The sequence below is a fragment of the Dictyobacter sp. Z7_2 genome, assembly GCF_057551105.1.
Genome location: NZ_BAAJPE010000002.1, coordinates 3,398,418 through 3,423,049, shown reverse-complemented (window position 1 = coordinate 3,423,049; position 24,632 = coordinate 3,398,418). Strand labels below are relative to the sequence as shown.

Sequence of the window (24,632 nt, the reverse complement as noted above, 5' to 3'; positions counted from 1 at the left end):
TTTTGATGTCTTGACATTGTGACTAAAATGAATTACAATTCACTTATGAATAATAATTCAAATGCGGATAGTAGCAGCCGCCAACATCGTGGGGCCAAGAAGCGAGCAAAGACGCGTGCCGATCTGTTAGCAGCGGCCCGCAAAGTCTTTGCGCAGCGCGGTTATCATGAGGCCAGTATCCTGGATATCACTGGAGAAGCCGATGTTGGGGTTGGGACATTCTATCTCCATTTCAAAGATAAGGATGAAGCGTTCAATACCCTCATTGATGAGGTATTCCACATCCTCCAAGAGCAAGTCATCGCCGAAGTGCGCTCCCATAAAACAATCACCATACCAATCATAGTCCGCTCTATCTTCCGCCACGCCTACGAGCAGCGCGACCTCTTCAGCATTGCGCTGGCCAGTGGGGCACAGGTGACGCGCACGATTCGCGTGGAGGACAGTATCGCGCAGGGATTAACCGAAGTTCTGGAAAAGGCCGACAAGCAAGGGATGATTTCTAACTATAATGTCCCGCTGTTGGCACATCTGGTAACAGGGGTAATTGCCCAGGGTATTATCTGGTGGTTTGATCAAGATGAGCCAACTCCAGATGAAATGGCTGATCAAGTTATTGCCCTGTTAAGTCATGGGCTACCCGCATCACTGATGCAAGATGATAGAGCAACGGAGGTTTTTCTCGAATGACTACACATATACAACCTGACTCAGAGATCCCACAACCAAAAGAAAAATTGCTGCTGGGCAATCTGCTTGAGCTCAAAGCGGGACATCATGTTCAGGATCTGATGAATTTAACGCGGGAATACGGTCCCATCTATCGACTCAGCCTGCCCGGGCACTCGATGACCGTCGTCTCCGGCTACGAGCTGGTCAAAGAACTTTCGGACGAAACACGCTTTGACAAAAAAGTCTGGACCCCTTTGAATAACGTCCGCCCCTTTGGGGGAGACGGTCTATTCACCTCGTGGACACATGAGCCCAACTGGCATAAGGCCCACAATATCCTGCTTCCCAACTTCAGCATGCGTGCCATGCAGGGCTATCTGCCGATGATGGTTGATATCGCCGAACAATTGGTCGGAAAATGGAACCGCTTGAATTCCGATGATGAGGTCGATGTCCCTGGCGATATGACACGCCTGACACTGGATACCATCGGTCTCTGTGGCTTCGACTATCGCTTCAATTCCTTTTATCGCGAAGACATGCATCCCTTCATCAACAGTATGGTGCGTGCGCTCCACGAAGCGATGGAGCGTGGTACCCGCCTCCCCATCGAGGATAAACTGCTGATCCACAAGAATCGTCAGTTCAATCATGACGTTGAGTTCATGAACTCCGTCGTCGACCGCATCATTAAGGAACGACGAGAAGCAGGCGAAGACCTGTCAGACAAAAAAGATCTTTTGAGCTATATGCTTACTGGCATAGACAAGCAGTCAGGCGAACAGCTGGATGACATTAATATTCGCTATCAGATCATCACCTTCTTGATCGCTGGCCACGAGACGACCAGTGGCTTGCTCTCCTTTGTGATTTACCAACTCTTACATCATCCGGAAGTGCTCGCCAAAGCCTACGAGGAAGTGGATCGCGTCCTGGGCAATGATCTCAACGCGCAGCCGACCTTCAATCAGGTCAACCAATTGCGCTATATCACCCAGATCCTCTTTGAGACGCTGAGACTGTGGCCGACAGCGCCAGCCTTCTCCGTCTATCCACTCAAAGACGAAGAGATCATTGGCGGCAAATACAAGGTCACCAAAAATGAAGATATCGCCATCCTGATCCCGATGCTCCATCGAGACGCCTCCATCTGGGGAGACGATGCAGAAGAGTTTAAGCCGGAGCGCTTCTCTCCTGAGGAGGAGCAGCGTCGTCCAGCCGATGCCTTTAAACCATTCGGCAATGGACAACGTGCCTGTATCGGTCGTCAGTTTGCGCTCCAGGAGGCGGCCCTCGTCCTGGGCATGATCCTGCAACGCTACAAATTCATCGATCACAACCACTATCAATTCAAAATCAAAGAGACCCTGACGTTAAAGCCGGACAACTTCAAGATCAAGATCAAAAAACGTACCGATGCCGATCGGACGATCGTCGCGCGACCGCAGCAGAGTGTCCAGCAAGTCACCCTGAGCACTCCCAAAGTGACTCCCAAACCGGAGGTTCCACAACATGGTACGCCGCTGCTGGTGCTCTTCGGCTCAAACATGGGGACCGCTGAAGATCTGGCCAACCGTATTCTCGAGGATGGCAATGCCTACGGCTTTAAGACCACCATCGCCGATCTCGACGACTATAGCCATAAGCTTCCCCGCACAGGAGCAGTTGTGATCGTATCGGCCTCCTACAACGGAACGCCACCCGATAATGCCGAAAAGTTTTGCAGCTGGCTACGCTCCGGCGATCTCGCCACGACAAGCTTGAACGGAGTCAAATACAGCGTCTTCGGCTGCGGCAATCGAGATTGGTCGGCGACGTTCCAGGCGATCCCGCGCCTGATCGATACACAATTGGAGAAGTTCGGTGCACAGCGCATCTATCAGCGCGGCGAGGGCGATGCTCGCGAGGATTTCGATGGTCAATTCGAGTCCTGGTATCAAGCCTTCTGGCCCACACTACTCCAGGAGTTCTCCATCGACGCCAAATTGCCCGAGGCGGCCAATGTCGGATCAGCGTACGAAGTTGAGATCATCAACACCACGCATCCGCATCCCCAGGTAGAGAGCTTCGGAGCGCGTCCAGCCACCGTGCTCGTCAATCGAGAACTCTATCAAAAGGACGGAGCTCATCCCTCTGAGCGTTCGGCTCGCCATCTTGAGATAGAACTGCCCGCAGGCGTCAGCTATCGTACAGGCTTTCATCTCGGCATCATCCCTGGCAACAGCGAGGCGCAGGTGACGCGTGTCGCCCGACATTTCAACTTCACCAGAGATACCTATATCCAGGTGCGCAAAAGCGACAACCGCAAGACCAATATGCCGGTCGACACGCCAATCTCTGTCTATACGCTGCTCACCGAGTACGTAGAGCTTCAGGATGTCGCAACACGCAAGCAGATCAAAGCGCTGGCCGACTATACGCAATGTCCTCCTGACAAAAAGAAACTGTTAGCTCTATCGGGTGATGATGAGGCAAGTGTCGCCGCCTACAAAAAAGAGGTTCTGGCACCGCGCAAATCGATCATCGACCTGCTCGAAGACTTTCCGGCCTGTGAGCTGCCATTTCACGCCTATCTGGAACTGCTCTCGATGATCCGTCCGCGCTACTACTCAATCTCATCCTCGCCCTTACAGGAAGAGCAACAGTGTAGCATCACCGTTGCCGTCGTCGACGCTCCAGCGCGGTCGGGCCATGGACAGTATCAGGGCGTCTGCTCGAATTATCTGAGCCGACAACGCGAGGGAGAGCGCATCAACGCCTTCATCCAGGATACACGCTCATCCTTCATGCTGCCCGAAGATCCAACCGTACCACTCATCATGGTAGGACCCGGCACAGGCGTTGCACCGTTCAGAGGCTTCTTGCAGGAACGCGCAGTGCTCAAGGCTCAAGGACAAGAGATTGGCAAGTCACTCCTCTTCTTCGGTTGCCGTCATCCAGAACAAGACGTTCTCTACCAGGATGAGTTTACTGCCCTGGAGGAGCAAGGCGTCACAGAGCTGATCACCGCCTTCTCTCGCTACGAAGGACACGTGAAGATGTACGTCCAGGATCAGATCCTGAACAACAAGGAGCGCGTCTGGGACTTGATACAGCAGGGAGCTGCCATCTATGTCTGCGGCGACGCCTCCGACATGGCACCCGCTGTCCGTCAAGCCTTCGCCATCGTCTATCAGGAAAAGGCAGGAGTATCTGCTCAGGAAGCTGAACAATGGCTCACCAATCTCGCCAACGAGCAGCGCTACCTGGTCGACGTCTGGCCAGCATAGTCATCTTGCTAGCATGCTAAAGCAGAGCATCACAGTAAATATCATCCCGCTCGAACGTGTCATAATCAAGAGGACAAGTGTTGAGCGAAGCGAGAACACCGTACGCTGGCGTGCGATGTCCTACTCGACGTACGATCAGGCACCCCAGCGTAGTGCGCCGAGATCCAGCCGTCTCATACGAGTCACAGGGACATCGCACGCCAGCGTGTGACGCTACACGGTCTTCGTTGCGCTCGACCTCTTGCTGCGAAGAAATGAAGCGCACCCACGAGCACTCCCACCATAGGTATTCGTAGATATAGCGTTCGGCAGGGGATTTTTATGGATAATCATGAACAAAATACAGAGGTTGTAAAAACGCCTCGGCGGATAAAAATCTGGCAGATTGTTGCACTCATTTTACTGATCCTCATTATCGCAGGAGGAGGGATTCTGTATCAGAACAGAGTCCAGATTGCTTCCTTAACCACTTCTAAGAGCGTCGAGATTGCAGGCAACACGGCGCAGCTACAACTTCCTCCTGGCTTCCAGGCCAATGTCTTCTACTCTGGTCTGAGCTCCCCCCGCTTTATCACCTTCAGTCCAGATGGGACCCTCTTTGTAGCAGAGCGCGGAAGTAACGCGATTGTAGCACTCCCCGATGCTCAGCATAGTGGACGCGCCACACAAAGGATTGTTGTAGCAAGTGGGCTATCCGATCCGACCAGTCTCGTCTTCTACAAGGGAGCATTGTACGTGGGAGAGTCCTCAACCATCACACGTTTCACCATCGACGCTACCTACAAGGCTATCGATAAAAAGGTGCTTATCTCTAAACTGCCCGTCGGCGGACATGCCACACGCACCGTTCTGATTGGATCAGATGGCTATCTGTATGTCTCCACCGGTTCATCATGCAACGTCTGCGTCGAGACAGATCCCCATCGAGCAACCATCTGGCAATATCATCTGGACGGCAGCAATGGACACGTCTATGCCACAGGACTGCGTAACGCGGTCGGCATGGCAATCAATCCCTGGAATAATCAGATCTGGGTTACCAACAATGGTCGTGACCTGCTCGGAGATAATATCCCACCGGAAACCGTCTATGCTTTGCAGGATGGCGGTAATTATGGCTGGCCGCGTTGTCACGCTGGCGACATCATTGATCCCGACTTCGGCATGCCCGACTCCTGTAACGGCGTCATCAAGCCTCTCGTGAAAATGCAAGCGCACTCAGCGCCACTCGGGCTGGCCTTTTATAATACGACACAATTTCCGCAACAGTATCATGGTCTATTTGTCGCCTTCCATGGCTCCTGGAATCGTAGCGTCCCCACAGGCTACAAAGTGATCTTTGTCCCCCTGGATGCGCAAGGCCATGTGAACGGCGCAGCTCAGGACTTTATCACTGGCTGGCTACAAAAAAACAACAGCACCACCGGCCGACCAGTAGGTCTGGTGGTAGGCCCCGATGGTGCATTATATGTCAGTGATGACAGCGTTGGCACGATCTACAGGATCACCTACAAAGCGTCGTAGCCTTGCCATGCACTGAAGAGACAGATTTCACAATGTACGTAGAAACATTGCCTGAAGCCAGCCAGAGATACGCTACCCATAGAGCATCAAAGGGGGATTTTAATTATCAACGGGTGGCGTATCAGTAGTGTGTTCCACCAGATTTTTAGGAATGAAAGGAGTAAACAAATCATGCAGATGGAACTGGCGCGCCCCTACCAGATCCCAGGCACGTGCAATACCATAGAGATAGATGACCACAAGCACTATCACAAGACCATGCAGAGCATCAAGATCTCCCGGCGTTATGTCTAATCGTATGGCATAGAGCATCTCAAAACCGAACAAGACCAGGCTGCTAAGAATAAAAAAAATATTCTTCAGTTTCGTCAGCCAATTCCCAACATCATGGAGCAGACTCACACCCATAAGGATAGTACCGACAAGTCCGATCGCACTCATAGTAAGTGTAACATTCCCAATCGTTTCATGAGGTATAAGTGCCAACAACGATATAACGAGTGGATTGATTAAGGCACTATAAGCGCTGGCAGTCTGGACTTGTCGTATCACGGGAATATTTCCAGCGTGAGCAATCTCAGGCTTAATAGAGATGACAAGAAATATGAGGCCAAACAGCGTTGCCCCTACCCCAGCCATCACAGAAAAAAAGGTGGCAAAGTCTAATGGTACCATAGCATCATTGGCCCTTTCCTGGCGCATACAGAAATGGTTTTCGTTTTCGATAAAAGGCAACAAAAAAAGCATATCTCATAATGGATATGCTTTCAGTGGGATTGACGGAACCGACGAGATTTGAACTCGCGATCTTCCACGTGACAGGCGGACGTGTTGACCACTACACCACGGCTCCTTACCTTGCTTACTAATACTTTTCAGTACTGTCGGCGTGAACAGATAATAACAGAACAGCCAACTCCTGTCAACCCCTGAGTGCCACCGAATTTCAAAGCGTATGGAGGATGAGTGGCAAGCCCGAAACATACAAATTCACAAGTGATAACATTCATTCACCTTCATATTTCATGCTATATGCCACAAATACATTCATTTTTGACTGACGTTACGCCCACATATCATTTATACTAGCTAATGAACCTGATGAAAGTATCTATAGATACGTATTGATAACAAGGAAATATTCATCTATGTCAATGAAAATGACCAGGAAAAACGCGCTACAGACACCAATGAATCTGCGTGGCGCGACGATGCTACTGATAACATTACTCCTCTGGGCCTCTGCTTTCGCGGGCATTCGTTCGGCCTTGCAAAGTTATTCTCCTGGAGCACTAATCCTCTTCCGCTTCCTGATTGCCTCATTGGCGCTGATGATCTATGCCTTCATTACTAAACTCCGCTTGCCTGATCTGCGTGATGTGCCAGCGCTTTTGCTGTTGGGCTTCTTCGGCATCACCGTCTATCAGGCCGGTCTGACCTTTGGAGAACAAACAGTGCCAGCAGGAACGGCCAGCTTTTTAATCTCAGCCGTCCCCTGCTGCACCGCATTATTCGCCGTGCTTTTCTTGAAGGAGCGCCTGAATCGTTGGGGATGGACTGGGGTTTTGCTTAGTTTTCTTGGCGTAACCATCATCTCATTTGGCTCGGGCAGTGGATTTAGCTTCACACCCGATACGCTATTGATCCTGCTCGCCGCATTCTCCGAAAGTATCTACTTCATATTCCAGAAAAACTATCTGCGCAAATACAACAGCATTGAGCTAACCGCATATACAATCTGGGCGGGTACTCTCTTTATGCTCGTTTTCGCCCCTCAACTTATCCAGCAATTGCCAGCAGCCTCACTACCATCGACGCTATCCGTGGTCTACATGGGCCTATTCCCAGCCGCCATCGCCTACGTCACCTGGGCCTTTACGCTCTCACATATGCCTGCCTCGCGTGCAACCAGCTTCTTGAATTTCACGCCCATCCTCTCCATCCTCATCGCCTGGGTCTGGCTCCGCGAGATACCTTCAACGCTGGCATTCTGGGGAGGCATTCTCGTCATTGTTGGCGTACTACTCGTCAATAAACGCAGTAAATTATATAAAGAGAATCAGCAACCACTTACGGAGCTACCAATAAGCGATCAAGCTGAGGTAGTTTATACAAAAGATTGAACGGCTACGCGGGCCGATCTTTTCCCCAGGCTAGCTCAAGCATAATGGCATCGACATCTGCCAGAGTGCTATATCTGACACGGATACGCTCACACAACGTCGTCCACAACTGGCGCGTCGCTCTGATCGCCTGAGCCACCGCCAGCTCGTGATACGTTGGACCAGCTATATGAAATCTATCCGCTCCATGCTTCTTGTCTGGATGATCCTTGGCAAGTCCTTCATGACAGTAGGTGTATCCTCGCGGAGCCCCCGTCTTGGGGCAGCCACTGATGCCATAGCGAAGACTGAAATATCCGCTTTCCAGCTCGACAGGAAAATCGCTCACACGAAAAACATCATTGAACAAGGGAGCCAGCGTCTCGCTATCTCCGCGAGCGACACCAAGCTCAACCCAGTTCGTATGCGCATAGAAGTCCGCCAGAGCATGTGACGCTGCTCCGAAGGCTTGCAGAGCTCCTTTTCGATCCTTCAATCCTTGCCCTTGACAAGCACTCAGTTCGACTGCTCGATCCATATACGCCTTCAGACCATGCGCCCAACGATCACGGAGGATCTCACGCGTGGGCGCGTTATCGAAATGACGCTCAGGTGCAAGTTGATGAAGATCGCTCCATTTGTTGGCAGCGATCACCCAGCGCAGGGCTTGCGAACTCATCGTATTCCCATCCTCCAGTGCATCCCGGAGGATTTTCTCATGCACTTTCAAGTTCATCGCTAGCAGGTCCCATCTTTTAAAACGGATCTATGTCAGAGCTTAGCTCTCACGGGTCATGCCCCCGCGAAAATACTCTCTCAGGGAATTCAATACCTTAACAAATACAGTATCCCAATCCCAAACGGTTTTGCCCTGGCCCCTGACCGGATTATGCGGATCGTTGATAGCCTGAAACCTCCGTACCTCTGTATGATCAAAGTCACTCGGAGACAGAATCACAGGTATAATTTTTGTGCCTCGTGTTCTTGCCTGAGCTAAAAGTGTTGGTAGTTCATATTTTACAATAAAGTCAGAAGCCCAAAACGGAGCACTGATAAGTAAAATAGCCGCCTTAGCATCATGAAGCGCTCTTTCAATTTCTTCTTTCCAGATTTGCCCACTTTTAATTTTTGTATCAACCCATGCATCGATAAGCAAGTCACGTTCAATAGGCTTCAAACACATCATTAAACGTTCCATACAATCTGCATCAAAATGGCTATAGCTGATAAATACCTGAGGCCGCTTAGGAATTTTTCCAACTTCTTGCGCTAAATGAGAAAGATCTCTATGTCTTAAGTAAAAAGAAAGTTGTCGATCATCAATAATAAGTTTTTGTGATTCCTTTTCAAAAAAGAGATAGTTAATCGCTTCAGGATGCCTTCTATAAAAACTATCTATCCAGCATTCATGAATCAATCGATCTATTTCATAGGCCCGGCTAGGTTCTTGCTCTTTAAAGTGCGATAAAGAAAGGGAGCCGTCTTCTGCTGATGCAATTCGCTCTAAGAGATGCCAGCAAATTGTATCATCTTCATTGCCGTAGCTGATAAAAAACTTGATGGCCTTAGTAAAGCGATAATCCAGATAGACCATCGTCTGTTTTATCGCATTTCTCATTTGCAGAGGCACAAGTTTCGTCTGTTCCTGCGTTTGAGTCACATGTGCCAACGCACACAAATCATGGCAGAGGCGTTGGGCAAGATTGAGATTTCCATAAGCCATTTGAATTATTTTATCTTTATCTTCAAAAATAATATTGAGCGCTTCTTCTCCTTTTCTAATCAATTCATGGACAAGATCGTTATCAGCTCTTTTAAACCTGTAAAATTCCATATTGGCTGTAAATTGAGAGGGTATATCTAAGAGTGCTTGATTGATAAAAGGGGTACCTATAATGACAAGCTTCTTCTCTACATTTGTCTCATTCGTAAGATGAATTAAATAGTGCGTGAGGTTCTCACGCAGTTCAGCATCAAGGTTGTGAAAACTGTCGACCACAACCGTGCCAGTATGCCACTCTTGAAGCGTGATGATATCTTGAAGATCCTTCTGTATGGATGGATTGAGAAATTTTTGTATGTGCGGGGATAGGTTTTGTACGTCAACTACAGAATGATCAATAATTTGTTGCATAGTAATAGTTTTGCCAGTTCCAGAAGGACCTTCAACGATGACCGCTCGCACCGGTTGTGCCAGCGCTAATTTTAAAAGTATCGCATCCTCTGGCTCAACATAGGTTACTCGTGGTAGGCCTGATTTCACAAAAACCTGGTGAAGCGGATATATTACTTTATCTGGTTCGCTCATACAATGGCAATCCTATGTAGTCAAAAAGAAATTCAGCAGAAAAAGATCTTTGGCTCAAGCTTCCCTTAAGCGCTCAATGATGGTCTGCGATACCCTGGCAAACATGTTCTCCTGCTCGATAGGCTCCATACTTGTAATAGGGTAATCAGGAGAATTAATGGTTTGAAACATGCCCAAATTTGTATGCATAAAAAGAGATGGAGAGAGTATGATGGGAATGATGGTTGTACCGCTAGCCTGGGTACGATCCAACATTGCCGTGAGTTCACCATCCAGGATAGTATTCGAAGCTATAAAATTAGCACTTATAAGGAGTACTATAACTCTGGCTGTCTCCAAAGCATCTCGTAGAATCTCTTCTTGATGCTGGCCTGCTGCAAGCTTGCTCTCATCCCACAAGTCAAGGATGCCTTCTCGTTCGATCGGCTTGAGATGAACACGTAACATGTCCAACCATTTCACATCAGAATAGCTATAAGCGATGAATACTTTGCGCCTGGTAAGCAATGGAATCTTACCAACTTCACGTGCTAAATTCGTCAGGCGCACTTGTTTCAGGTAAAATTCAAGCTGTGGATCGTCGATTACCAGTGTCTGGCGCACAGAGTCAAAGGATAAATGATTTTCCGACTCAGGATAAGCCTCATGTAACTTACCAATCCAATCTTCTGCTAAAAAACGCTCGATGCCTGATGCTAATTGGGGGTTGGTATATTTCAATTGAAATAAGGGCAGTGAACCGTTTTCTCTGAGAATGAGTTCTTCCAAAAGACGCAAACTGGTCAAATCTCGTGACCCACCAAGAGCAATAAACTCCCGAATAGTGCGATAAAATTTTCTACTTAAATCGGTCGTCATAGATTTTTTAGCAGCGTCGATGTCACAATGAATAAATTGTGTCTGCTCCTGAGTTTCGATAACGTTTGCAAATGCACACACATTAAAACAAAGATATTGAGCCAGATTGAGACTTCCATTGGCAGCTAATACAATATCTGCTTTTCGATCGAATTTCGCGTTGAGCGCTTTTTCTCCTTTTTCTATCATCTGTAAGATGGATTCATCACTGGCTTTTCCAAAAATAAACACATCTATTCTAGTAGCAAGATCAAACGACATATCCACGAGATTCTGGCCTGTACGCGGTATACCTATAATAGCAAGTTTTCTGGTGGTTGAAGTTATATCAGCCAATTCTTTCAGATAATCAACAATAATCTGCCGATTCTCGACATCTAATGCATGAAAATCGTCGATAATCACAGTCTCTTTATGCCAATCTCTAATCGTTTTTAATTGTTCACGATGTTTCGGATTACGAGCACTCAGTATATGTGTTATAGATAAATGGGCATTCAAACCACCTGGTGTCAAATCCTCAACCACTTTTTCTACTGACGTAGTTTTCCCTACACCTGAAGGCCCCTCGATAATCACACCACGCCCTGGTTGCTGCAAAGCCAACTTTAAAAGGTAAAAATCTTCAGGCTCAACAAATGTTATTTTTGGAAAACCTGACTTTACAAAAACCTGCGCCAGCGGATATATGCCGAGATGAGGAGACCTGAATTCCCCACTCCTATAGAAATCAACTTTAGCAGCTTGCATATCCTGGCATATATAACGTATACTGCGGGTTATTTCAGCAAATGCGTCATCAATGTTTTCGTAGAAGCTAACAGGCTTTCCACCAGATGGAAGAGCTTGAATATGTCCAAAAGGTGTACCTTTCCAATCAGTGGGGCGTAGCATAATTGGGGTCATACGAGCTTCCCCAAGCTCATGTCTTCTAAGTGCAACTTGCAATTCTTTTTGATAAGGATAATCAGAGGCCAGAAAATCTACGCTAATGAGGAGAAGTATAATATCAGCAGTTTGTAAGCGGGAATGAATTTCCTGCGCCCAATTCATTCCCGGTAAAATCTGCTGATCAGACCATAATTCGATGAGTCCTTGTCTCTTCAAAACCGCCAAATGCTTTTCCAGCACTCTCACAAGACGCTGATCTTCATGAGCGTAAGAATAGACTATGCGCAGGGGTGCAGGTGAATTCTTTGCTTGTGTGCTCATAATTCTCCAGCCAGTTCCAAACGTAACAAATTCGTATGTATAACATGATTTTCTTGATAATTCTACAAGCTAAGCTACACTTCGTCAAGCTATACTTTGGTACTATTACACGAAATAATTCTGGCGCATTTTAATTGAGGGAACTATCTACTTTATACTTGTTACACGATCAATTTAGATAAAATGGTCACTTAGCTGCATGCAATGAAAGATCTTTAAGCACCAAAAAGAAAAACGCTGGCATCTACTTCAAAGTAGATGCCAGCGTTTTGGCGGAACCGACGAGATTTGAACTCGCGATCTTCCACGTGACAGGCGGACGTGTTGACCACTACACCACGGCTCCATGTAAGACTACGTCGTAGCGCTCTTCAGCGCGACTCGTATGCGTAGATGATAACAGATTTACGCGGGACTGTCAATCAAAATCCCAGCGAAAAGCATACGAATTTGCGTTTATTTCTATAAGATATTATAGACTACCTTGAGTTTGTATGCACAATTTGGGAGGAACAAGGTATAATAATAACAGAAATTTAATTAAATCACGTGCAGCATTATTTCTCTGGAGGCTTTTGTGACAGACACGCAGTCCCGACATCATCCCGAACCGACGAGCAGCCATCATGTCAAAAAGGGACCAACCAACACTGTTGCATGCCGTATTTGCGAGGCTGTCTATACGCCATCTCAGGAACATGCATATCTCTTACAAGCGCCGCCGATGGTCTTAGAATCCGCGCTCATGAGTATGTGTCATTTTTGCTTTCGCTGCCGTCGTCCAGCGTGTCCGCACTGCTGGGATAACGTCCATGGAGTGTGCGGCGAATGCTGCCTGGAAGCTGGCTTACCATTTCGTGCACAGACAGCTCCTTTGAAAGGTGTTCTCTTCGCCACAACGCGTCAGGCTCAGCTCCGTCGCAAGCATGCCACGCCAGTACGCTTGATCTGCATCCGTTCTGGCCGCTTTCAGAGTGCCGCCTCTATCGATACAGCCGAGACATTCCCCCTGCAAAACGCGATCGTCCCGCCGCGTGCATCAGCGGCATCCAGACAGGCACGTGCGGAGGAGGAGCAGATTGAGCAACCTCAGCAGGTACATCCACAGGCTCTAGCACGTCCAGAGAGCAAAGCACAGCCGCCATCTCCTCGCCGCCGCAAGACGATCGAGATCGAGGATATCGCTACCCGTCCTCCTCTGCATGAGGCACCAATCGACGTTGATCAAATCGAGACACAGCCTCCTCCTCGCACACGCAGAGCCACAGCACAGTATGAACAGGCTCCCGTACCAACGCACATCAAGACAACTGTAACGAGGTCAGAGAGAGACTTTGAGGCCGAGATACCAACCCATACCGTTGGAAGTGTGATTGAACAGATTATCACAACGCTGTTATGCATCATCTTGATTTGCATCATCGCCTTAATCACGCTGGCAATGTTTTCAGCACATGCTAACACATTCATACAGAATTACCTCCATGTAGACATCCGTGCCGAAGTTTACGCACTCTGGCTGCTGATCGGACAGATACATTTCTAAGCGAGACCATTCATAGCGCCTGAGCTTCTCTTCCGCAAATTGCTGCGTGCCAGATACGGCAAAGTAAGGTACAATACATCTTATTTATCAAAACAGTTGCGGAAGAGGCCATCCGGATCGGAGGAGAGAATACATTCACTCCATGAGCCTATATCGCCAACCAGCTAACCGGCCAACCTGATTCTCTCTTGAGCATCAAATACAAGCATGGAGTGATAATTATGGGATTCGATATCTTAGTCGATGGCTATAACGTCATCAAGAACAATCCGATGTACAAATATGTGGAAGATAAAAACCGGGAAGAAGCCCGCAATCTGCTGATCAAGCACTTAAAGAATCGCTATCGCAACACGACCGACCGCGTGGTAGTGGTCTTTGATGGCAAAGGTGCCAAAGAGCAGACATTGTACGTGGACCATATCTGTGTCATCTACTCGCCTTACGGGGTAACGGCGGACGAGGTGCTGGCACGTCTGGCGGGCGAGGCGCGTGAGAAGGGCTCGGAGGTGATGACGTTTAGCGATGATGGCGAGGTAAAAGAAAATGTGATCAAACAAGGTGGACATTCCTTGACCACGCACGGCCTTGTCTCTTCCTTAAATGCCGCGCCCAAGGATGTTGCGCAACGCTCCGAGCATCGACAGGCGATGCGCCGCATCTACGGTATAGATCCAGCCGCCAAGATCCAGCAAGACGAAGAGGAAGAAAGACAGCCACAGTCCAAGAAAAAAGGCAAATCCTCGCGTCGTTACAAATCGCTACGTTTAAATAAAAGAACGCTTAAATAAGCGCATCTCCTCGCTTCCAGGGCTCTGCATGCTTGTCAGCAGGCATAAAAATGACGACTGGTAACATAGCTTATGTTCCAGCCGCCACTCCAGTGTATCCCAAGAAGCAAATAAGCTCATTTCATCAGAGCACGCTTACTGCCGTACTACCGAGGAGACTTCTTCAACTTTTGCTGATTGTTTGCGCAAAGCAGGAGAAGGTAATGGAACCATACCTAAACGTGCGCGCAGTACAAAGGTAAAGGCCTCAACCACGATTTTACGTGACATCTTCGATGTACCCACACGGCGATCCATAAAGGTTATCGGCACTTCTACAATTTTGAAACCCTGCTTCATTACACGATAGGCCAATTCAACCTGAAAAGCGTAGCCCTGTGACTGCAAGGTGTCCACATCGATGCTCTCAAGCACCGCACGACGATAGCAGCGGAAACCAGCCGTACAATCATGCACGGGAATGCGCAAGATAAAGCGAGCGAAGATATTTCCGAATCCGCTAATGCAGCGGCGGGTAAATGACCAGTTAGGCGTGCTGCCACCAGGGACATAGCGTGAACCAATCACCAGGTCCGCATCCTCAATCGCCTTCAAAATCTCGGGCAAATATTTGGGATCATGTGAAAAATCGGCATCCATTTCGAAGGCAGCATCATAATTATTTTCGATAGAATATTTGAAGCCAGCCACATAGGCAGTACCAAGACCGAGTTTGCCAGCACGGTGCAAAACATGCACGCGAGGATCTTCAACCCCAATCTCATCGGCCAGCTTGCCAGTACCATCGGGCGAATTATCGTCCACAATCAGGACATCGGTTTGAGGCGCATACGAAAAGATGTCATCCAGGATCGGACGCAGATTATCGTATTCATTATATGTTGGAATAATTATTAACGTTTTCATAAAAACAATTCTCCTGTACTCCGCAGATGCCAACGTAGAAATACTTGATACGTCAGCATACCATGTATAGGGGGTGTGGCATCGTTATTCTACTACATCCATGCTTCTCATCCGATCTCTGGCCCAACCAGAGAGTACAGAGAAGAATCAAGAGCGTCACCGCACCACCCACTATTTGCTGATAGAGCAATCGATCACTACATGATCTGATACACCTCTATCCATCAGCAGTTTCTCACCCCCCGGATAAACCAGAGACAGATACTCAAAATAGAGGCAACTAAATTGAATACAGATGAGATAAAACAATCATGACTGGTAATAAGTCCAGACCTGACATGACTCAAAATAGAAAATGCGCTGTTTCTGATCAAAAAACTATATGCAGCCTGAAATCATGAAACACTATAAGCACAATGGCCAGACAAAATTTTCGCTGTGATAATCCTACGCGTGTGGGAACAAGTACAGCGCACCGATTACAGTAATCACACATAAAGCCACGGTCACCAGCATGTGACGATCGCGTAAGAGAATCTCGTCCGGGCTGCCGCCTTCCATCCGAATATAGACCAGATAGAGATAACGAAAAACTCCATACAGCACAAATGGCACCGTCACCATCAAACGATGATCTCCTGTCGGTCCTTCGACAGTATAGAGACTATACGACATTACAGTGCCAGAGACAACAATTGTAATCATCTGGTCTAGCATAGGAATACTATACTCCTGCAATATCTTGCGATGGTTCCCTGCCTGTCCCTGAAGGAGGACTAATTCATGACGGCGTTTCCCGAAGCCCAGGAAGAGTGACAGGAAACAGGTCACCAGATATAACCACGGCGAGATCACAACAGGAATCGCAACAGTCCCTGCGATGATACGTAGAACAAAGCCAGCAGCGATACAAAACACATCAATCAGCACCACATGCTTCAAACGGAAGCTATAGAAAACCATCAGGACGAAATAGCCCAGCACGCTCAAAGCAAACAGCAAGCTTGCCCCTCCCAATGATTGGTAGATATCAGGAGGAGATGGAATCATGAACATAAGCAGCGCCAGAGCGCCACAGATCACAACTAACCCCACCAACGCGCCTTTAGCCCATGACGTTGGTAAACGTCCGGAAGCGAGTGGTCGAAAACGCTTGACTGGATGTTGACGATCTTTCTCTATATCAAGCAGATCATTTAAAACATAAATAGCGCTAGAGACAAAACAAAATGTGATAAATGCAAGTATCGCTCGTACTAAAGGATACACTTGAAATAGCTGACCGGCAAAAACGAGGCCAATAAAAACAGCTCCATTCTTCGTCCACTGCTTGGGTCTCATCAGTGCGATCAAGGCCTTCACGCGGGCGAAAAAGGAAACGGGCGTCGTATCAAGTTCCTCTACAACTGGCTCTGACGAAGACTGTTCATCCTCTTTTAGTGCAGAGTGACTATCGTTGTTTGTAATAACTTTCTCCAAGAGTTTGATTTTCCTTCAGCGCATACATACATACGGTTAAAAACGTGCACCTGAAATCATGGGACGTACTATAATTAGTGGAGGTAACACGTTAACCAAAAGTACAGGTGTAGACAGGCAAAGCTGACCCACCGGGATTATCCTGGAGCGGCATCTGCTAATAAATGCGCCGCTCCAGATCCGTCACTCTATGTAATGTAATGCGATGCTTATCCGTACTGATGTACTTTTTATCGGTAAAATACCCCAGAACTTTGTTGACGCTTTCACGTGATGCCCCTACCATTGAGGCCAATTCTTGCTGCGTCAGACGCACCTCAATGCGGATACCATCTTCGACTTTGCGTCCATGGGTATCAGAGAGCTCAAGAAGTTTCTTAGCCACGCGCCCATAGACATCCAGGAAGATCAGATCCTCCACCTGCTGGTCTGTTTTGCGCAAACGTTCACAGAGAACCTCCATGACACGAATAGCAATTTTGGGATTTTTCATAATGGCGCTATGAAAATCGCTACGTTGCAAGGTATAGCATTCTACCTTCTCAAGAGCAATCGCATCGGCCGAACGGGGCAAGCCATCGAGCAAGGCAAACTCGCCAAAATAGTCACCTTTCCCAAAGACGATCAAAGAGATCTCTTGACCATCCGGGCTAATCAGACAGATCTTGACCTTGCCTTCCTTAATCACGTACATGACCTGTCCTGGATCATCGCGATGAAAAATCACTTCACCCGAACGGAAAGCCCTCCTACGCGCCACCGATGACAATTCATTAATCGCATCGTCCCCCAGCCCCTGAAAGATGGTTACTTGTTGGAAATAGGTAAACTCGTTCTCTGGCTCCATCTCAACATCCTTTACGGCCTCACTATATAGCATGCATGGCCTGACATTGTCGCATGTCCTTGTTCGATCATGATAGCATAACCATTTACGACATGCAATTGCTCGCGTATCACCGCATCTGCCACTAAAGTAGCGTTGAACGCTCCTTTTTTATGGTCACTGATTACGGGGATGTGCTATAATATCTGAGTACAGAAGTCGGATATGGTTAGTATCTGAGAATCGTGTTTCTAATTATCTTTCAAAGAAAATGCCGACGCATAACCTCTTATGTGTCGCACGAGGATACGCAACATGGCGGAAACCATTACAGTCGACATGGTTATACATGATGTGGTGACAAAATACCCCGCAACAGTTAAAGTCTTTCATGGTCACGGACTGCCCTGCACGGCATGTGCAGTTGGAGCTCGTGAAAGTGTCGCTGGCGGAGCCCGCACCCATCGCTTTTCGGCTGAAAAGCTTGATGTACTCGTCAAGGATTTGAACGCAGCAGCCCGTGGTGAGAGCACCTCAATTACACCAAAGAAGGCTCCTGTGGGACGCGGTGTGCCCTTAACAATGGCTTCTGGAGCACCCGATCGCAAAATCAAACAGGTCATCGCCATTATGAGCGGAAAAGGTGGGGTCGGGAAATCGCTGGTCACTGGACTGCTGGCAGTTTCGTTGCGCCGTCAAGGATTGCAAGTCGGGATTCTCGACGGAGATATCACTGGTCCCAGTATTGCGCGGATGTTTGGCACCAAAGGCCAGCCAACCAAAGCAGCCAATGGTGGCATCGAGCCCCTGCGCAGCAAAGGTGGCATTAAAATCGTCTCGATGAATATGTTCCTTGAAAAGGAGAGCGATGCCGTTGTCTGGCGTGGACCAATGATCTCCAGTGCGATCAAGCAGTTCTATAGCGATGTTGATTGGGGCAATCTGGACTACTTACTGGTTGATCTTCCTCCAGGCACGTCGGACGCTCCGATGACCGTCATGCAATCGCTACCCCTGGATGGCGTGGTCATCGTCTCGTCACCGCAGATGCTTGCCACCATGATCGTGATGAAATGCATCAACATGGTGCAGCAACTCAAGGGATCAATCGTGGGCGTTGTCGAGAACATGTCTTTCTTCCAGACACCCAATAACGAGCGCTACGAGATATTTGGACCCAGCAATGGCACAGAACTTGTGACGATGACTGGTGCACCACTCCTGGGAGCTCTCCCAATAGATTCAGCCCTGACAACACTCTGTGATGCTGGTCGAGTAGAAGAGTACTACTCGGAAGATTACGAAGAGCTGGCAGCGAACTTTACAAATACACTGAAAATTAAACGTTAATAGTAGCGTCGCACGCTCGCGTGCGATGTCCCACTCGACGTACGATCGGGCACGCTTGAGTGGTGCGCCGCGATCCTGCTATCTCATACGTCGAGTGGGACATCGCACGCGAGCGTGCGACGCTACTGTGTCTTCGCTTCGCTCGACACTGGTTATGTCAAATGCTCCTGGTGAACGAGCCCAAGACTTTGCAGAAGGTGGTATGGCCTGCCAGATCAGCAAGAGCGTTACGGACAGCAGGATCGTCGCGATGTCCTTCAAAATCCAGGTAAAAGACATATTCCCAGGCACGCTGGCGCGATGGACGGGATTCTAGCTTGAGAAGATTGATCTGGTTTTTGGCCAGAAAGTTCAAGCATGTATTCAGCGAGCCAGGCTGATGAGATGTCGCCATCACCAACATTGTTTTGGCCGGACCAGCACGACGCGGCACCGATTCGCGTGAGAGCGCAATAAAGCGGGTATAATTATCCTTCACCGTCTGAATACTGCGAGCCAGGATATCCAGGCCATAGATTTCAGCCGCGCCAGCGCCAGCCACGGCTGCGACACCTTCTAAATGCTCTTCTTGCACCATTTTAGCGCTACCGGCAGTATCATATGTCGCCACAATCTCGACCCCAAGATCGCGCAGAAATACATCGGATTGCGCCAGCGCCTGCGGATGAGAGATCACACGCTTAATATCGCTGATTTTTTGTCCTGGCAGCGCGAGCAGGCAGTGGTTCACAGGATGACCAATCTCACCAATCACAAAAAGATCGTGCTGGCGAAGAAGGTCATAGACATCATTGATACTACCAGCCTGAGAATTTTCAACTGGGACCAATCCATAATCCACATCGCCGGCGGCCACTGCGCGAAAGACGTCAGAAAATCCACGCAAAGGAACTGGTTCGGGATGCTTCTGGAGTTGCGTGCCAAAATAGACGCGTACTGCCTCATCGCCGAAGGCACCCAGTTCACCCTGAAAGGCTACCCGTATCGACTCAGTACCCACTGAAGTCTCGGTCACACGATCTTTATCGATTGATTGCACTATACTCTACCTCGTTCTGTTCTCTTGTCCACGGATAATTGTGCCGATTGTGCCAGCTAATGAAATTTTTGTCAAGCACTTATAGAGGTAACACAAAACACAGGCCCCATATAAAAAATTACTGGAAGCCTGTGTTTTGATATCTGCGTGAGAGAGTCAGCTCTGAATAAAGCCACTTCAACTCACCGTAGGAGTTACTGTACTTTGTAATGATCCTTGTGATAGAAAGCCATACCTTTACCCAGAACTTTGACTGGATACAGGTCGACTAACATAATTGGCTCACTGCATGAAGCACAGAGATGTTTTGTCTGATGGTTCACGGTCTCGCGATTCGCCAGCGAGGCACGAGCTGTTTTTGAAAGTTCACCCTTCTTAGGCATTGATGAAATCCCCTTTCGCCTGAAGTCGTCTTGTCAGAAGACCATTATTATGTGGCGCTTCTACTATAGAAAACAAAGAGATGTCCTCATTTGTTCCCGATGCAAATGTCTTGATCTTGTATGATAGTCGCGGGTATCCTCTTCGCCACACAATAGCACAGCCTGCAACCCTGAATCGTTATCCGCTGCCAAACTGCCTCAAGGATACTGCACTAGTATATCATAGCCAACACGCTGACACAATCGTAATTCATCAGGGTATGCAAGAAAATAAAGCGATGATACGAAGGAAAACAACCATCACAATTTGAGAGCGTAGAGTCCCGAAACAAATAAGGTAACCGTCATTGTCAGCTCGATCAAAACCTTTCCTCACTATTTATCTCCGTAGTAGGAACCTGTAGGTGAAGGCGTAATTGAAAGCGTATTATCGTAGTCACCCTCCTCAGGTGCAGGGAATCCTCCTTGCCGTGCAATCCTATTTATAGGTTCGAGAGCCTGCACTCTTCCATCCAAAGCTTCCTTTTTATAATTATAATTATGTTCAAGGGCGCTCAAATTTTTTTCAAGCTGTTTAAGTGCCGACTCTTTCCAGGTCTGAAGAGTAACGTACTGTTCAGTGAATTGTTTCCTTTTTTCTTCTGTAGGTACGTTACTTTCACAAAATCTACGATAATCTTCAGTATGGGTAGCTATGCGACGATCCAGATCCTTTTCTACACGCTCAAACTGTTCCTTCTCCCATTTCACTTGACCATCATACTCCCTCCTCAGTTCTTTTGCCTCGCGCTTAAAGGATTTCTGGATATCCCGCGCTGGTGCTACCACCATATGCCCCTGTCGATCGATCATAATTTCCCGGCCTGTAGAGACAAATTCACTATGATGTTGAAGTATATCTCTATTTCTACGACTACTACTGCCTACGCTATAATTATCAATTCCGTCGACTTGGCTGATTACACGCTCTCCCCCACTCCTGCTAACTCTACTCCCTCGTGGCATATCTATTACTTCCTTTCTAAACACACCTTGCTTAATAAAAGGCATCCTTACAGCAATATCTGGTCTCCTAATTTTATCCAAAGTAGGAGAGATCATTCTTCACAAGCCCTTTGGTTTGGAAACCAGAGGCTTCCTGACGGATAAGATTATGGATATAATTTGTCTCTAATACTGTGTAATCTGCATCCACCCCAGTAGAGAGTATATATCCCTAAAGACTCTATTTAATCCGTAATAACATAGATGATCCTTCTTGTCAATACATGTAATACTAGAGATAAAGTTACTATTAACCAGGGTAATCCACACATTTTTAATTTTATACCACTTATATAATAATTTCTTGCTATAAACCTGGTACACAAACAGGGTCTCTATCTCTGGGGCGAAATGAGGCAATGAAGGAGTGAGAAAAAAACGAAAAGCTCTTCATTCGTTGAACCTGGTACGAACTAAAACATCCAGAGGATGTGAAGGATAAGCTGTGCTAATATAGAGTAGATCTTGTTCTTCAACAGCTTCAGTTTTCCATTAATTGGAAGAGTATCATACTACTTTATTGGAAGGATTATTTTTTATGAGCAACGTTGTCATTCGCCAATTGCACAACGACGAAACCGTCAATATTATACGCCCCCTGTCAGCCTATGCCTTCGGGTCCACACCTCCATTTCCAAACGCCGAGACGTGGCAAAACGAGCGTGGACATCTCCATGAAGTGGCCTGCTTCGCCGTTTTTGAAGATGAGAAAGCTGTTGCTGGCGCGGCCATATATCCTTTAACGCAAAATATTCGTGGGCAACTCTATCCGGCTGGAGGCGTCGCAGGTGTCTCTACCCATCCGTCCGGGAGGCGTAAAGGCTATGCCAGAAAGATGCTCATTGAGCTCTTCAAGCATCACAATGAACAAGGCCATGCCGTCTCACTACTGTATCCATTTCGCGAATCGTTTTACGCACGGCTAGGCTACACTATCTTTATCCAGCCAAAGACAGTGCGCTTCGCGCCGGCAGCACTTCAACAGCTACTGAAGAAGGATCTCGGTGGTGAAATTGAGCTGCTGGAGATCGCAGATGGCTTTGAAGCCTATCAAGCCTTCTTGCAAAAACAGCAGCATAAAATCCATGGACTGGCGCGCTTCACGCCATTGATAGAAGCATCACTGCAAACAAAAAACGCCTATTGGGTAGCGCTGGCGCGCGTGCAAGGTGAGATTAAAGGGGCGATGCTCTACAAAATCATTGAGTATGGACAGGATATGAAAGTAGAGCGCTTCTGGTATGATGATGCTCAGGGCAAGTATCTCTTGCTCGAATGGTTCGCTCGCCACATCGATCAGATTGAAGCAATTGAACTCACACTCCCACCATTTGAGCATCCAGAGACATGGTGGCCCGACTTACAGATCAATGTAAAGGCGATTGAGCCACCACTTGGACGTATCATTAACATCAACAGGCTCGCTGGCTTGCAAACGGGTCCAGGACGCTTTACGGCCCGTATACGCGATGAATATTGCCCCTGGAATGAGGGTATCTATCAATTTGAGAGCCGCGATGGCGGGCTGCACATCAGCGAAGGATCACATGCCGATTGTGAACTAAGTATTGAAGCGCTCACGTCCCTTATCTACGGCACGCACGAGCCTAGCACATTCGAGTTCCGCTCCTGGGGTAATCCATCCCTGGAAATCCAGACGATGATGCAAACGATGTTCCCACCCATGCAACCCTACCTGCACCAGGAATTTTAAATACATATCTCCGTTCCCACAGGGACAGGGCATATCGCGATCAAGCGGATCATCGTACGCCCGCATATAGCGCTACCTGGTGCGAAGCGGAGTTGGGGGAACGATGACGTCGACGAGGCCGGTCGTTACATCATAAACGAGCCCGGAAACACGCCACCAGTCGGGGAGCTCGGGATGCACATTGAGAGTGGCAACGTCAACGGCGACGGCGGCACGCGGATCTGTGATCGCTTTGGTCTTGAGTTCCTCCTGGTCAAGCACAAAATAGTCAGCCAGCATGTCGGAGTTACCTTGATTGAGAATATTGATTCCACAGTCGGTGTGTTGCAGAACGATGAGGTTGAATTCGCTCTCAGGTTTCACACCGATGGCCTGGGCGACCTGACTGAGCATAATCAGGTTCTGTATCGTTCCCGGCGTGACGCGTCCGCCAATGTTACGTACTATGACGGCCTCGCCGGGCTCTAAGCCCAGCAACTGAGCCGGATCGACACGCGGATCGGCACAGCTAACGATGATTGTTTTCACGGTCAGGGGCAGATTCACAAAGCGATGCGCAACGAAATCTGCATTACGTTTCATCAGATTATCAATAGTGGTCATAGCAATTCTCCTGTATAGATAGTTTTTCGTAGGCACGGTCAATTTCTGTGCCCTTACGCTCACTCAATCGCTCACAATCCAAGTGTACGGTTTGACGTAACGTTAAAGTCAAGTCTCGATTGCAGCAATGTCCAACAGGAGATAGCAGCTTAAATAAAACGCGTCCGATAGTCCAATTTAGTCACAGGCAATTGAAGTTCTGTCACAGCCTCCATTTCTTTCCCCCCCAGAGGCGGCTGTATCAGGATCTCGCGTCCCGCCCCGGCGATCAGATACTCGTTTGCCTCCAGCCAATTGGCAATTATAGTGTAACTCCCGTGGCTTTCAATGAGAGGGCCAACGTGGATTAGCGTCGCCATTAAATCGACAGCTGGCAGTTGGCACTTGGTCAGGACCCGTTCCTCCGACAATGTGACACGCTCAGGTACGTTTCCGCTAAGCAGATATCCCACTTCAACATCAAGAGCTTCTGGCTCATACATAGGTGAATGTCTCACAATGGCCAGAGTACTGAGAGCGTTTTTGCCTACAGCTGGTGGGACCATATCAACGATGTTCCCAACGAGTTGTCGTATCGCCATCATGCCGGGCATGATTTCGCGCAGAGCCAGATAATTCCAGGCTGGAACCGATTTCAGTACGACATCTCGCTCTGCCATATGTCCCTGCATCTCCAACTGCTGAAGCCGAACCTCAATAGCATGCAAACGATTCCTTTCTTCTTGCAGCGTACGCTCAACTTGAGCCTTGCGTAGAGTCAACATCGCCCGCATTTCTACGGTCGAGGTATCCTGTTCCAGTAGATGAGCAACTTGTTCAAGCGACAAGCCCAACTCCTTCAAAACCAAGATGCTATTCAAGCGAGATAGTTGATAGGCGCTGTAATAACGATATCCGGTCTGCGGATCGGTAAATTCAGGGCTGAGCAAGCCAATCTCATCATAATATCGTAACAGCCGGCCTGAGACTTGAGCAATTCGCGAAAACTCGCCAATACGAAACATCT

General features: G+C 48.1%; 21 protein-coding genes and 2 tRNA genes. 8 read left to right on the top strand and 15 right to left on the bottom strand.

All coding sequences use genetic code 11. The annotated features are described in order from the left end of the window. Window positions 1–45: 45 nt before the first annotated feature. Window positions 46–690, top strand: coding sequence for a TetR/AcrR family transcriptional regulator (locus tag AC27N8_RS27900; protein WP_487071592.1), 645 nt, complete (start codon window positions 46–48; stop codon window positions 688–690). Continuing rightward, entirely contained in the window at window positions 687–3,941 is a 3,255-nt protein-coding gene (locus AC27N8_RS27895) for a bifunctional cytochrome P450/NADPH--P450 reductase (protein ID WP_487071590.1), read from the top strand. The genes AC27N8_RS27900 and AC27N8_RS27895 overlap by 4 nt, the downstream gene beginning before the upstream one ends. A gap of 16 nt (window positions 3,942–3,957) precedes the next feature. Here AC27N8_RS27895 and AC27N8_RS27890 read toward each other — a convergent pair whose 3' ends face one another. Next, complete coding sequence (locus tag AC27N8_RS27890; RefSeq protein ID WP_487071588.1) at window positions 3,958–4,206, bottom strand: hypothetical protein; 249 nt, start codon at window positions 4,204–4,206, stop codon at window positions 3,958–3,960. 56 nt (window positions 4,207–4,262) lie between these two features. Here AC27N8_RS27890 and AC27N8_RS27885 point away from each other — a divergent pair, with 56 nt between their 5' ends. Next, window positions 4,263–5,465 (top strand): PQQ-dependent sugar dehydrogenase, encoded by a 1,203-nt coding sequence (locus AC27N8_RS27885; protein ID WP_487071586.1) that lies wholly within the window; start codon window positions 4,263–4,265, stop codon window positions 5,463–5,465. Between the two features lie 99 nt (window positions 5,466–5,564). On the opposite strand, the gene AC27N8_RS27880 is transcribed toward AC27N8_RS27885, so the two are convergent. Together AC27N8_RS27880 and AC27N8_RS27875 are read right to left on the bottom strand one after the other, a co-directional pair. Next, entirely contained in the window at window positions 5,565–6,140 is a 576-nt protein-coding gene (locus tag AC27N8_RS27880; protein WP_487071584.1) for a hypothetical protein, read from the bottom strand. Window positions 6,141–6,245: 105 nt separating this feature from the next. Then, window positions 6,246–6,318, bottom strand: a tRNA-Asp gene (locus tag AC27N8_RS27875). A gap of 295 nt (window positions 6,319–6,613) precedes the next feature. Here AC27N8_RS27875 and AC27N8_RS27870 point away from each other — a divergent pair. Further along, complete coding sequence (locus AC27N8_RS27870) at window positions 6,614–7,588, top strand: DMT family transporter (protein WP_487071582.1); 975 nt, start codon at window positions 6,614–6,616, stop codon at window positions 7,586–7,588. Window positions 7,589–7,592: 4 nt separating this feature from the next. Here the strand turns inward: AC27N8_RS27870 and AC27N8_RS27865 are convergent, their stop codons facing one another. The 4 genes from AC27N8_RS27865 to AC27N8_RS27850 all read right to left on the bottom strand — a co-directional run bounded on the left by AC27N8_RS27865 (window position 7,593) and on the right by AC27N8_RS27850 (window position 12,291). Then, window positions 7,593–8,246: a hypothetical protein gene (locus tag AC27N8_RS27865; RefSeq protein ID WP_487071580.1), complete on the bottom strand. Its 654-nt coding sequence runs from the start codon at window positions 8,244–8,246 to the stop codon at window positions 7,593–7,595. Window positions 8,247–8,345: 99 nt separating this feature from the next. After that, complete coding sequence (locus AC27N8_RS27860) at window positions 8,346–9,875, bottom strand: TIR domain-containing protein (protein ID WP_487071578.1); 1,530 nt, start codon at window positions 9,873–9,875, stop codon at window positions 8,346–8,348. A 54-nt stretch (window positions 9,876–9,929) separates the two neighbouring features. Then, a complete protein-coding gene (locus AC27N8_RS27855) occupies window positions 9,930–11,945 on the bottom strand; it encodes a TIR domain-containing protein (RefSeq protein ID WP_487071576.1) in 2,016 nt (671 codons plus the stop codon). A 270-nt stretch (window positions 11,946–12,215) separates the two neighbouring features. Then, window positions 12,216–12,291, bottom strand: a tRNA-Asp gene (locus AC27N8_RS27850). 231 nt (window positions 12,292–12,522) lie between these two features. Between AC27N8_RS27850 and AC27N8_RS27845 the strand changes: the two genes are divergently transcribed. Continuing rightward, a complete protein-coding gene (locus AC27N8_RS27845) occupies window positions 12,523–13,491 on the top strand; it encodes a hypothetical protein (protein WP_487071574.1) in 969 nt (322 codons plus the stop codon). Window positions 13,492–13,712: 221 nt separating this feature from the next. Beyond that, the gene (locus tag AC27N8_RS27840) at window positions 13,713–14,282 is read left to right on the top strand and encodes an NYN domain-containing protein (protein ID WP_487071572.1); all 570 of its coding nucleotides are present in this window, start codon (window positions 13,713–13,715) and stop codon (window positions 14,280–14,282) included. A gap of 135 nt (window positions 14,283–14,417) precedes the next feature. On the opposite strand, the gene AC27N8_RS27835 is transcribed toward AC27N8_RS27840, so the two are convergent. From AC27N8_RS27835 to AC27N8_RS27825, 3 genes are all read right to left on the bottom strand, one after another. Then, window positions 14,418–15,188, bottom strand: coding sequence for a polyprenol monophosphomannose synthase (locus AC27N8_RS27835; RefSeq protein ID WP_487071570.1), 771 nt, complete (start codon window positions 15,186–15,188; stop codon window positions 14,418–14,420). 447 nt (window positions 15,189–15,635) lie between these two features. Beyond that, window positions 15,636–16,667, bottom strand: a complete 1,032-nt coding sequence (locus AC27N8_RS27830; RefSeq protein ID WP_487071568.1) for a decaprenyl-phosphate phosphoribosyltransferase — start codon at window positions 16,665–16,667, stop codon at window positions 15,636–15,638. Window positions 16,668–16,824: 157 nt separating this feature from the next. Then, window positions 16,825–17,514, bottom strand: a complete 690-nt coding sequence (locus tag AC27N8_RS27825; RefSeq protein ID WP_487071566.1) for a Crp/Fnr family transcriptional regulator — start codon at window positions 17,512–17,514, stop codon at window positions 16,825–16,827. 294 nt (window positions 17,515–17,808) lie between these two features. Between AC27N8_RS27825 and AC27N8_RS27820 the strand changes: the two genes are divergently transcribed. Beyond that, on the top strand, window positions 17,809–18,843 hold the full coding sequence (locus AC27N8_RS27820; protein WP_487071564.1) for a P-loop NTPase: 1,035 nt from the start codon (window positions 17,809–17,811) through the stop codon (window positions 18,841–18,843). Between the two features lie 157 nt (window positions 18,844–19,000). Here AC27N8_RS27820 and pheA read toward each other — a convergent pair whose 3' ends face one another. From pheA to AC27N8_RS27805, 3 genes are all read right to left on the bottom strand, one after another. Continuing rightward, the gene (pheA, locus tag AC27N8_RS27815; RefSeq protein ID WP_487071562.1) at window positions 19,001–19,882 is read right to left on the bottom strand and encodes a prephenate dehydratase; all 882 of its coding nucleotides are present in this window, start codon (window positions 19,880–19,882) and stop codon (window positions 19,001–19,003) included. 194 nt (window positions 19,883–20,076) lie between these two features. Further along, complete coding sequence (locus AC27N8_RS27810) at window positions 20,077–20,265, bottom strand: hypothetical protein (RefSeq protein WP_487071560.1); 189 nt, start codon at window positions 20,263–20,265, stop codon at window positions 20,077–20,079. 375 nt (window positions 20,266–20,640) lie between these two features. Then, window positions 20,641–21,366 (bottom strand): hypothetical protein, encoded by a 726-nt coding sequence (locus AC27N8_RS27805; RefSeq protein ID WP_487071558.1) that lies wholly within the window; start codon window positions 21,364–21,366, stop codon window positions 20,641–20,643. A 481-nt stretch (window positions 21,367–21,847) separates the two neighbouring features. On the opposite strand from AC27N8_RS27805, the gene AC27N8_RS27800 reads away from it, so the two are divergent. Next, complete coding sequence (locus AC27N8_RS27800) at window positions 21,848–23,023, top strand: GNAT family N-acetyltransferase (protein WP_487071556.1); 1,176 nt, start codon at window positions 21,848–21,850, stop codon at window positions 23,021–23,023. Window positions 23,024–23,095: 72 nt separating this feature from the next. Here AC27N8_RS27800 and AC27N8_RS27795 read toward each other — a convergent pair whose 3' ends face one another. Together AC27N8_RS27795 and AC27N8_RS27790 are read right to left on the bottom strand one after the other, a co-directional pair. After that, a complete protein-coding gene (locus AC27N8_RS27795; RefSeq protein ID WP_487071554.1) occupies window positions 23,096–23,626 on the bottom strand; it encodes a carbonic anhydrase in 531 nt (176 codons plus the stop codon). Between the two features lie 149 nt (window positions 23,627–23,775). Further along, window positions 23,776–24,630 (bottom strand): MerR family transcriptional regulator, encoded by an 855-nt coding sequence (locus AC27N8_RS27790; protein WP_487071552.1) that lies wholly within the window; start codon window positions 24,628–24,630, stop codon window positions 23,776–23,778. Window positions 24,631–24,632 lie beyond the last annotated feature (2 nt).

Coding starts and splice junctions, on each gene's coding strand:
- AC27N8_RS27900 (WP_487071592.1), top strand. CDS start 46: ATGAATAATAATTCAAATGCGGATAGTAGCAGCCGCCAACATCGTGGG.
- AC27N8_RS27895 (WP_487071590.1), top strand. CDS start 687: ATGACTACACATATACAACCTGACTCAGAGATCCCACAACCAAAAGAA.
- AC27N8_RS27885 (WP_487071586.1), top strand. CDS start 4,263: ATGGATAATCATGAACAAAATACAGAGGTTGTAAAAACGCCTCGGCGG.
- AC27N8_RS27880 (WP_487071584.1), bottom strand. CDS start 6,140: ATGGTACCATTAGACTTTGCCACCTTTTTTTCTGTGATGGCTGGGGTA.
- AC27N8_RS27870 (WP_487071582.1), top strand. CDS start 6,614: ATGTCAATGAAAATGACCAGGAAAAACGCGCTACAGACACCAATGAAT.
- AC27N8_RS27865 (WP_487071580.1), bottom strand. CDS start 8,246: ATGAGTTCGCAAGCCCTGCGCTGGGTGATCGCTGCCAACAAATGGAGC.
- AC27N8_RS27860 (WP_487071578.1), bottom strand. CDS start 9,875: ATGAGCGAACCAGATAAAGTAATATATCCGCTTCACCAGGTTTTTGTG.
- AC27N8_RS27855 (WP_487071576.1), bottom strand. CDS start 11,945: ATGAGCACACAAGCAAAGAATTCACCTGCACCCCTGCGCATAGTCTAT.
- AC27N8_RS27840 (WP_487071572.1), top strand. CDS start 13,713: ATGGGATTCGATATCTTAGTCGATGGCTATAACGTCATCAAGAACAAT.
- AC27N8_RS27835 (WP_487071570.1), bottom strand. CDS start 15,188: ATGAAAACGTTAATAATTATTCCAACATATAATGAATACGATAATCTG.
- AC27N8_RS27825 (WP_487071566.1), bottom strand. CDS start 17,514: ATGGAGCCAGAGAACGAGTTTACCTATTTCCAACAAGTAACCATCTTT.
- AC27N8_RS27820 (WP_487071564.1), top strand. CDS start 17,809: ATGGCGGAAACCATTACAGTCGACATGGTTATACATGATGTGGTGACA.
- AC27N8_RS27810 (WP_487071560.1), bottom strand. CDS start 20,265: ATGCCTAAGAAGGGTGAACTTTCAAAAACAGCTCGTGCCTCGCTGGCG.
- AC27N8_RS27805 (WP_487071558.1), bottom strand. CDS start 21,366: ATGATCTCTCCTACTTTGGATAAAATTAGGAGACCAGATATTGCTGTA.
- AC27N8_RS27800 (WP_487071556.1), top strand. CDS start 21,848: ATGAGCAACGTTGTCATTCGCCAATTGCACAACGACGAAACCGTCAAT.
- AC27N8_RS27795 (WP_487071554.1), bottom strand. CDS start 23,626: ATGACCACTATTGATAATCTGATGAAACGTAATGCAGATTTCGTTGCG.
- AC27N8_RS27790 (WP_487071552.1), bottom strand. CDS start 24,630: ATGTTTCGTATTGGCGAGTTTTCGCGAATTGCTCAAGTCTCAGGCCGG.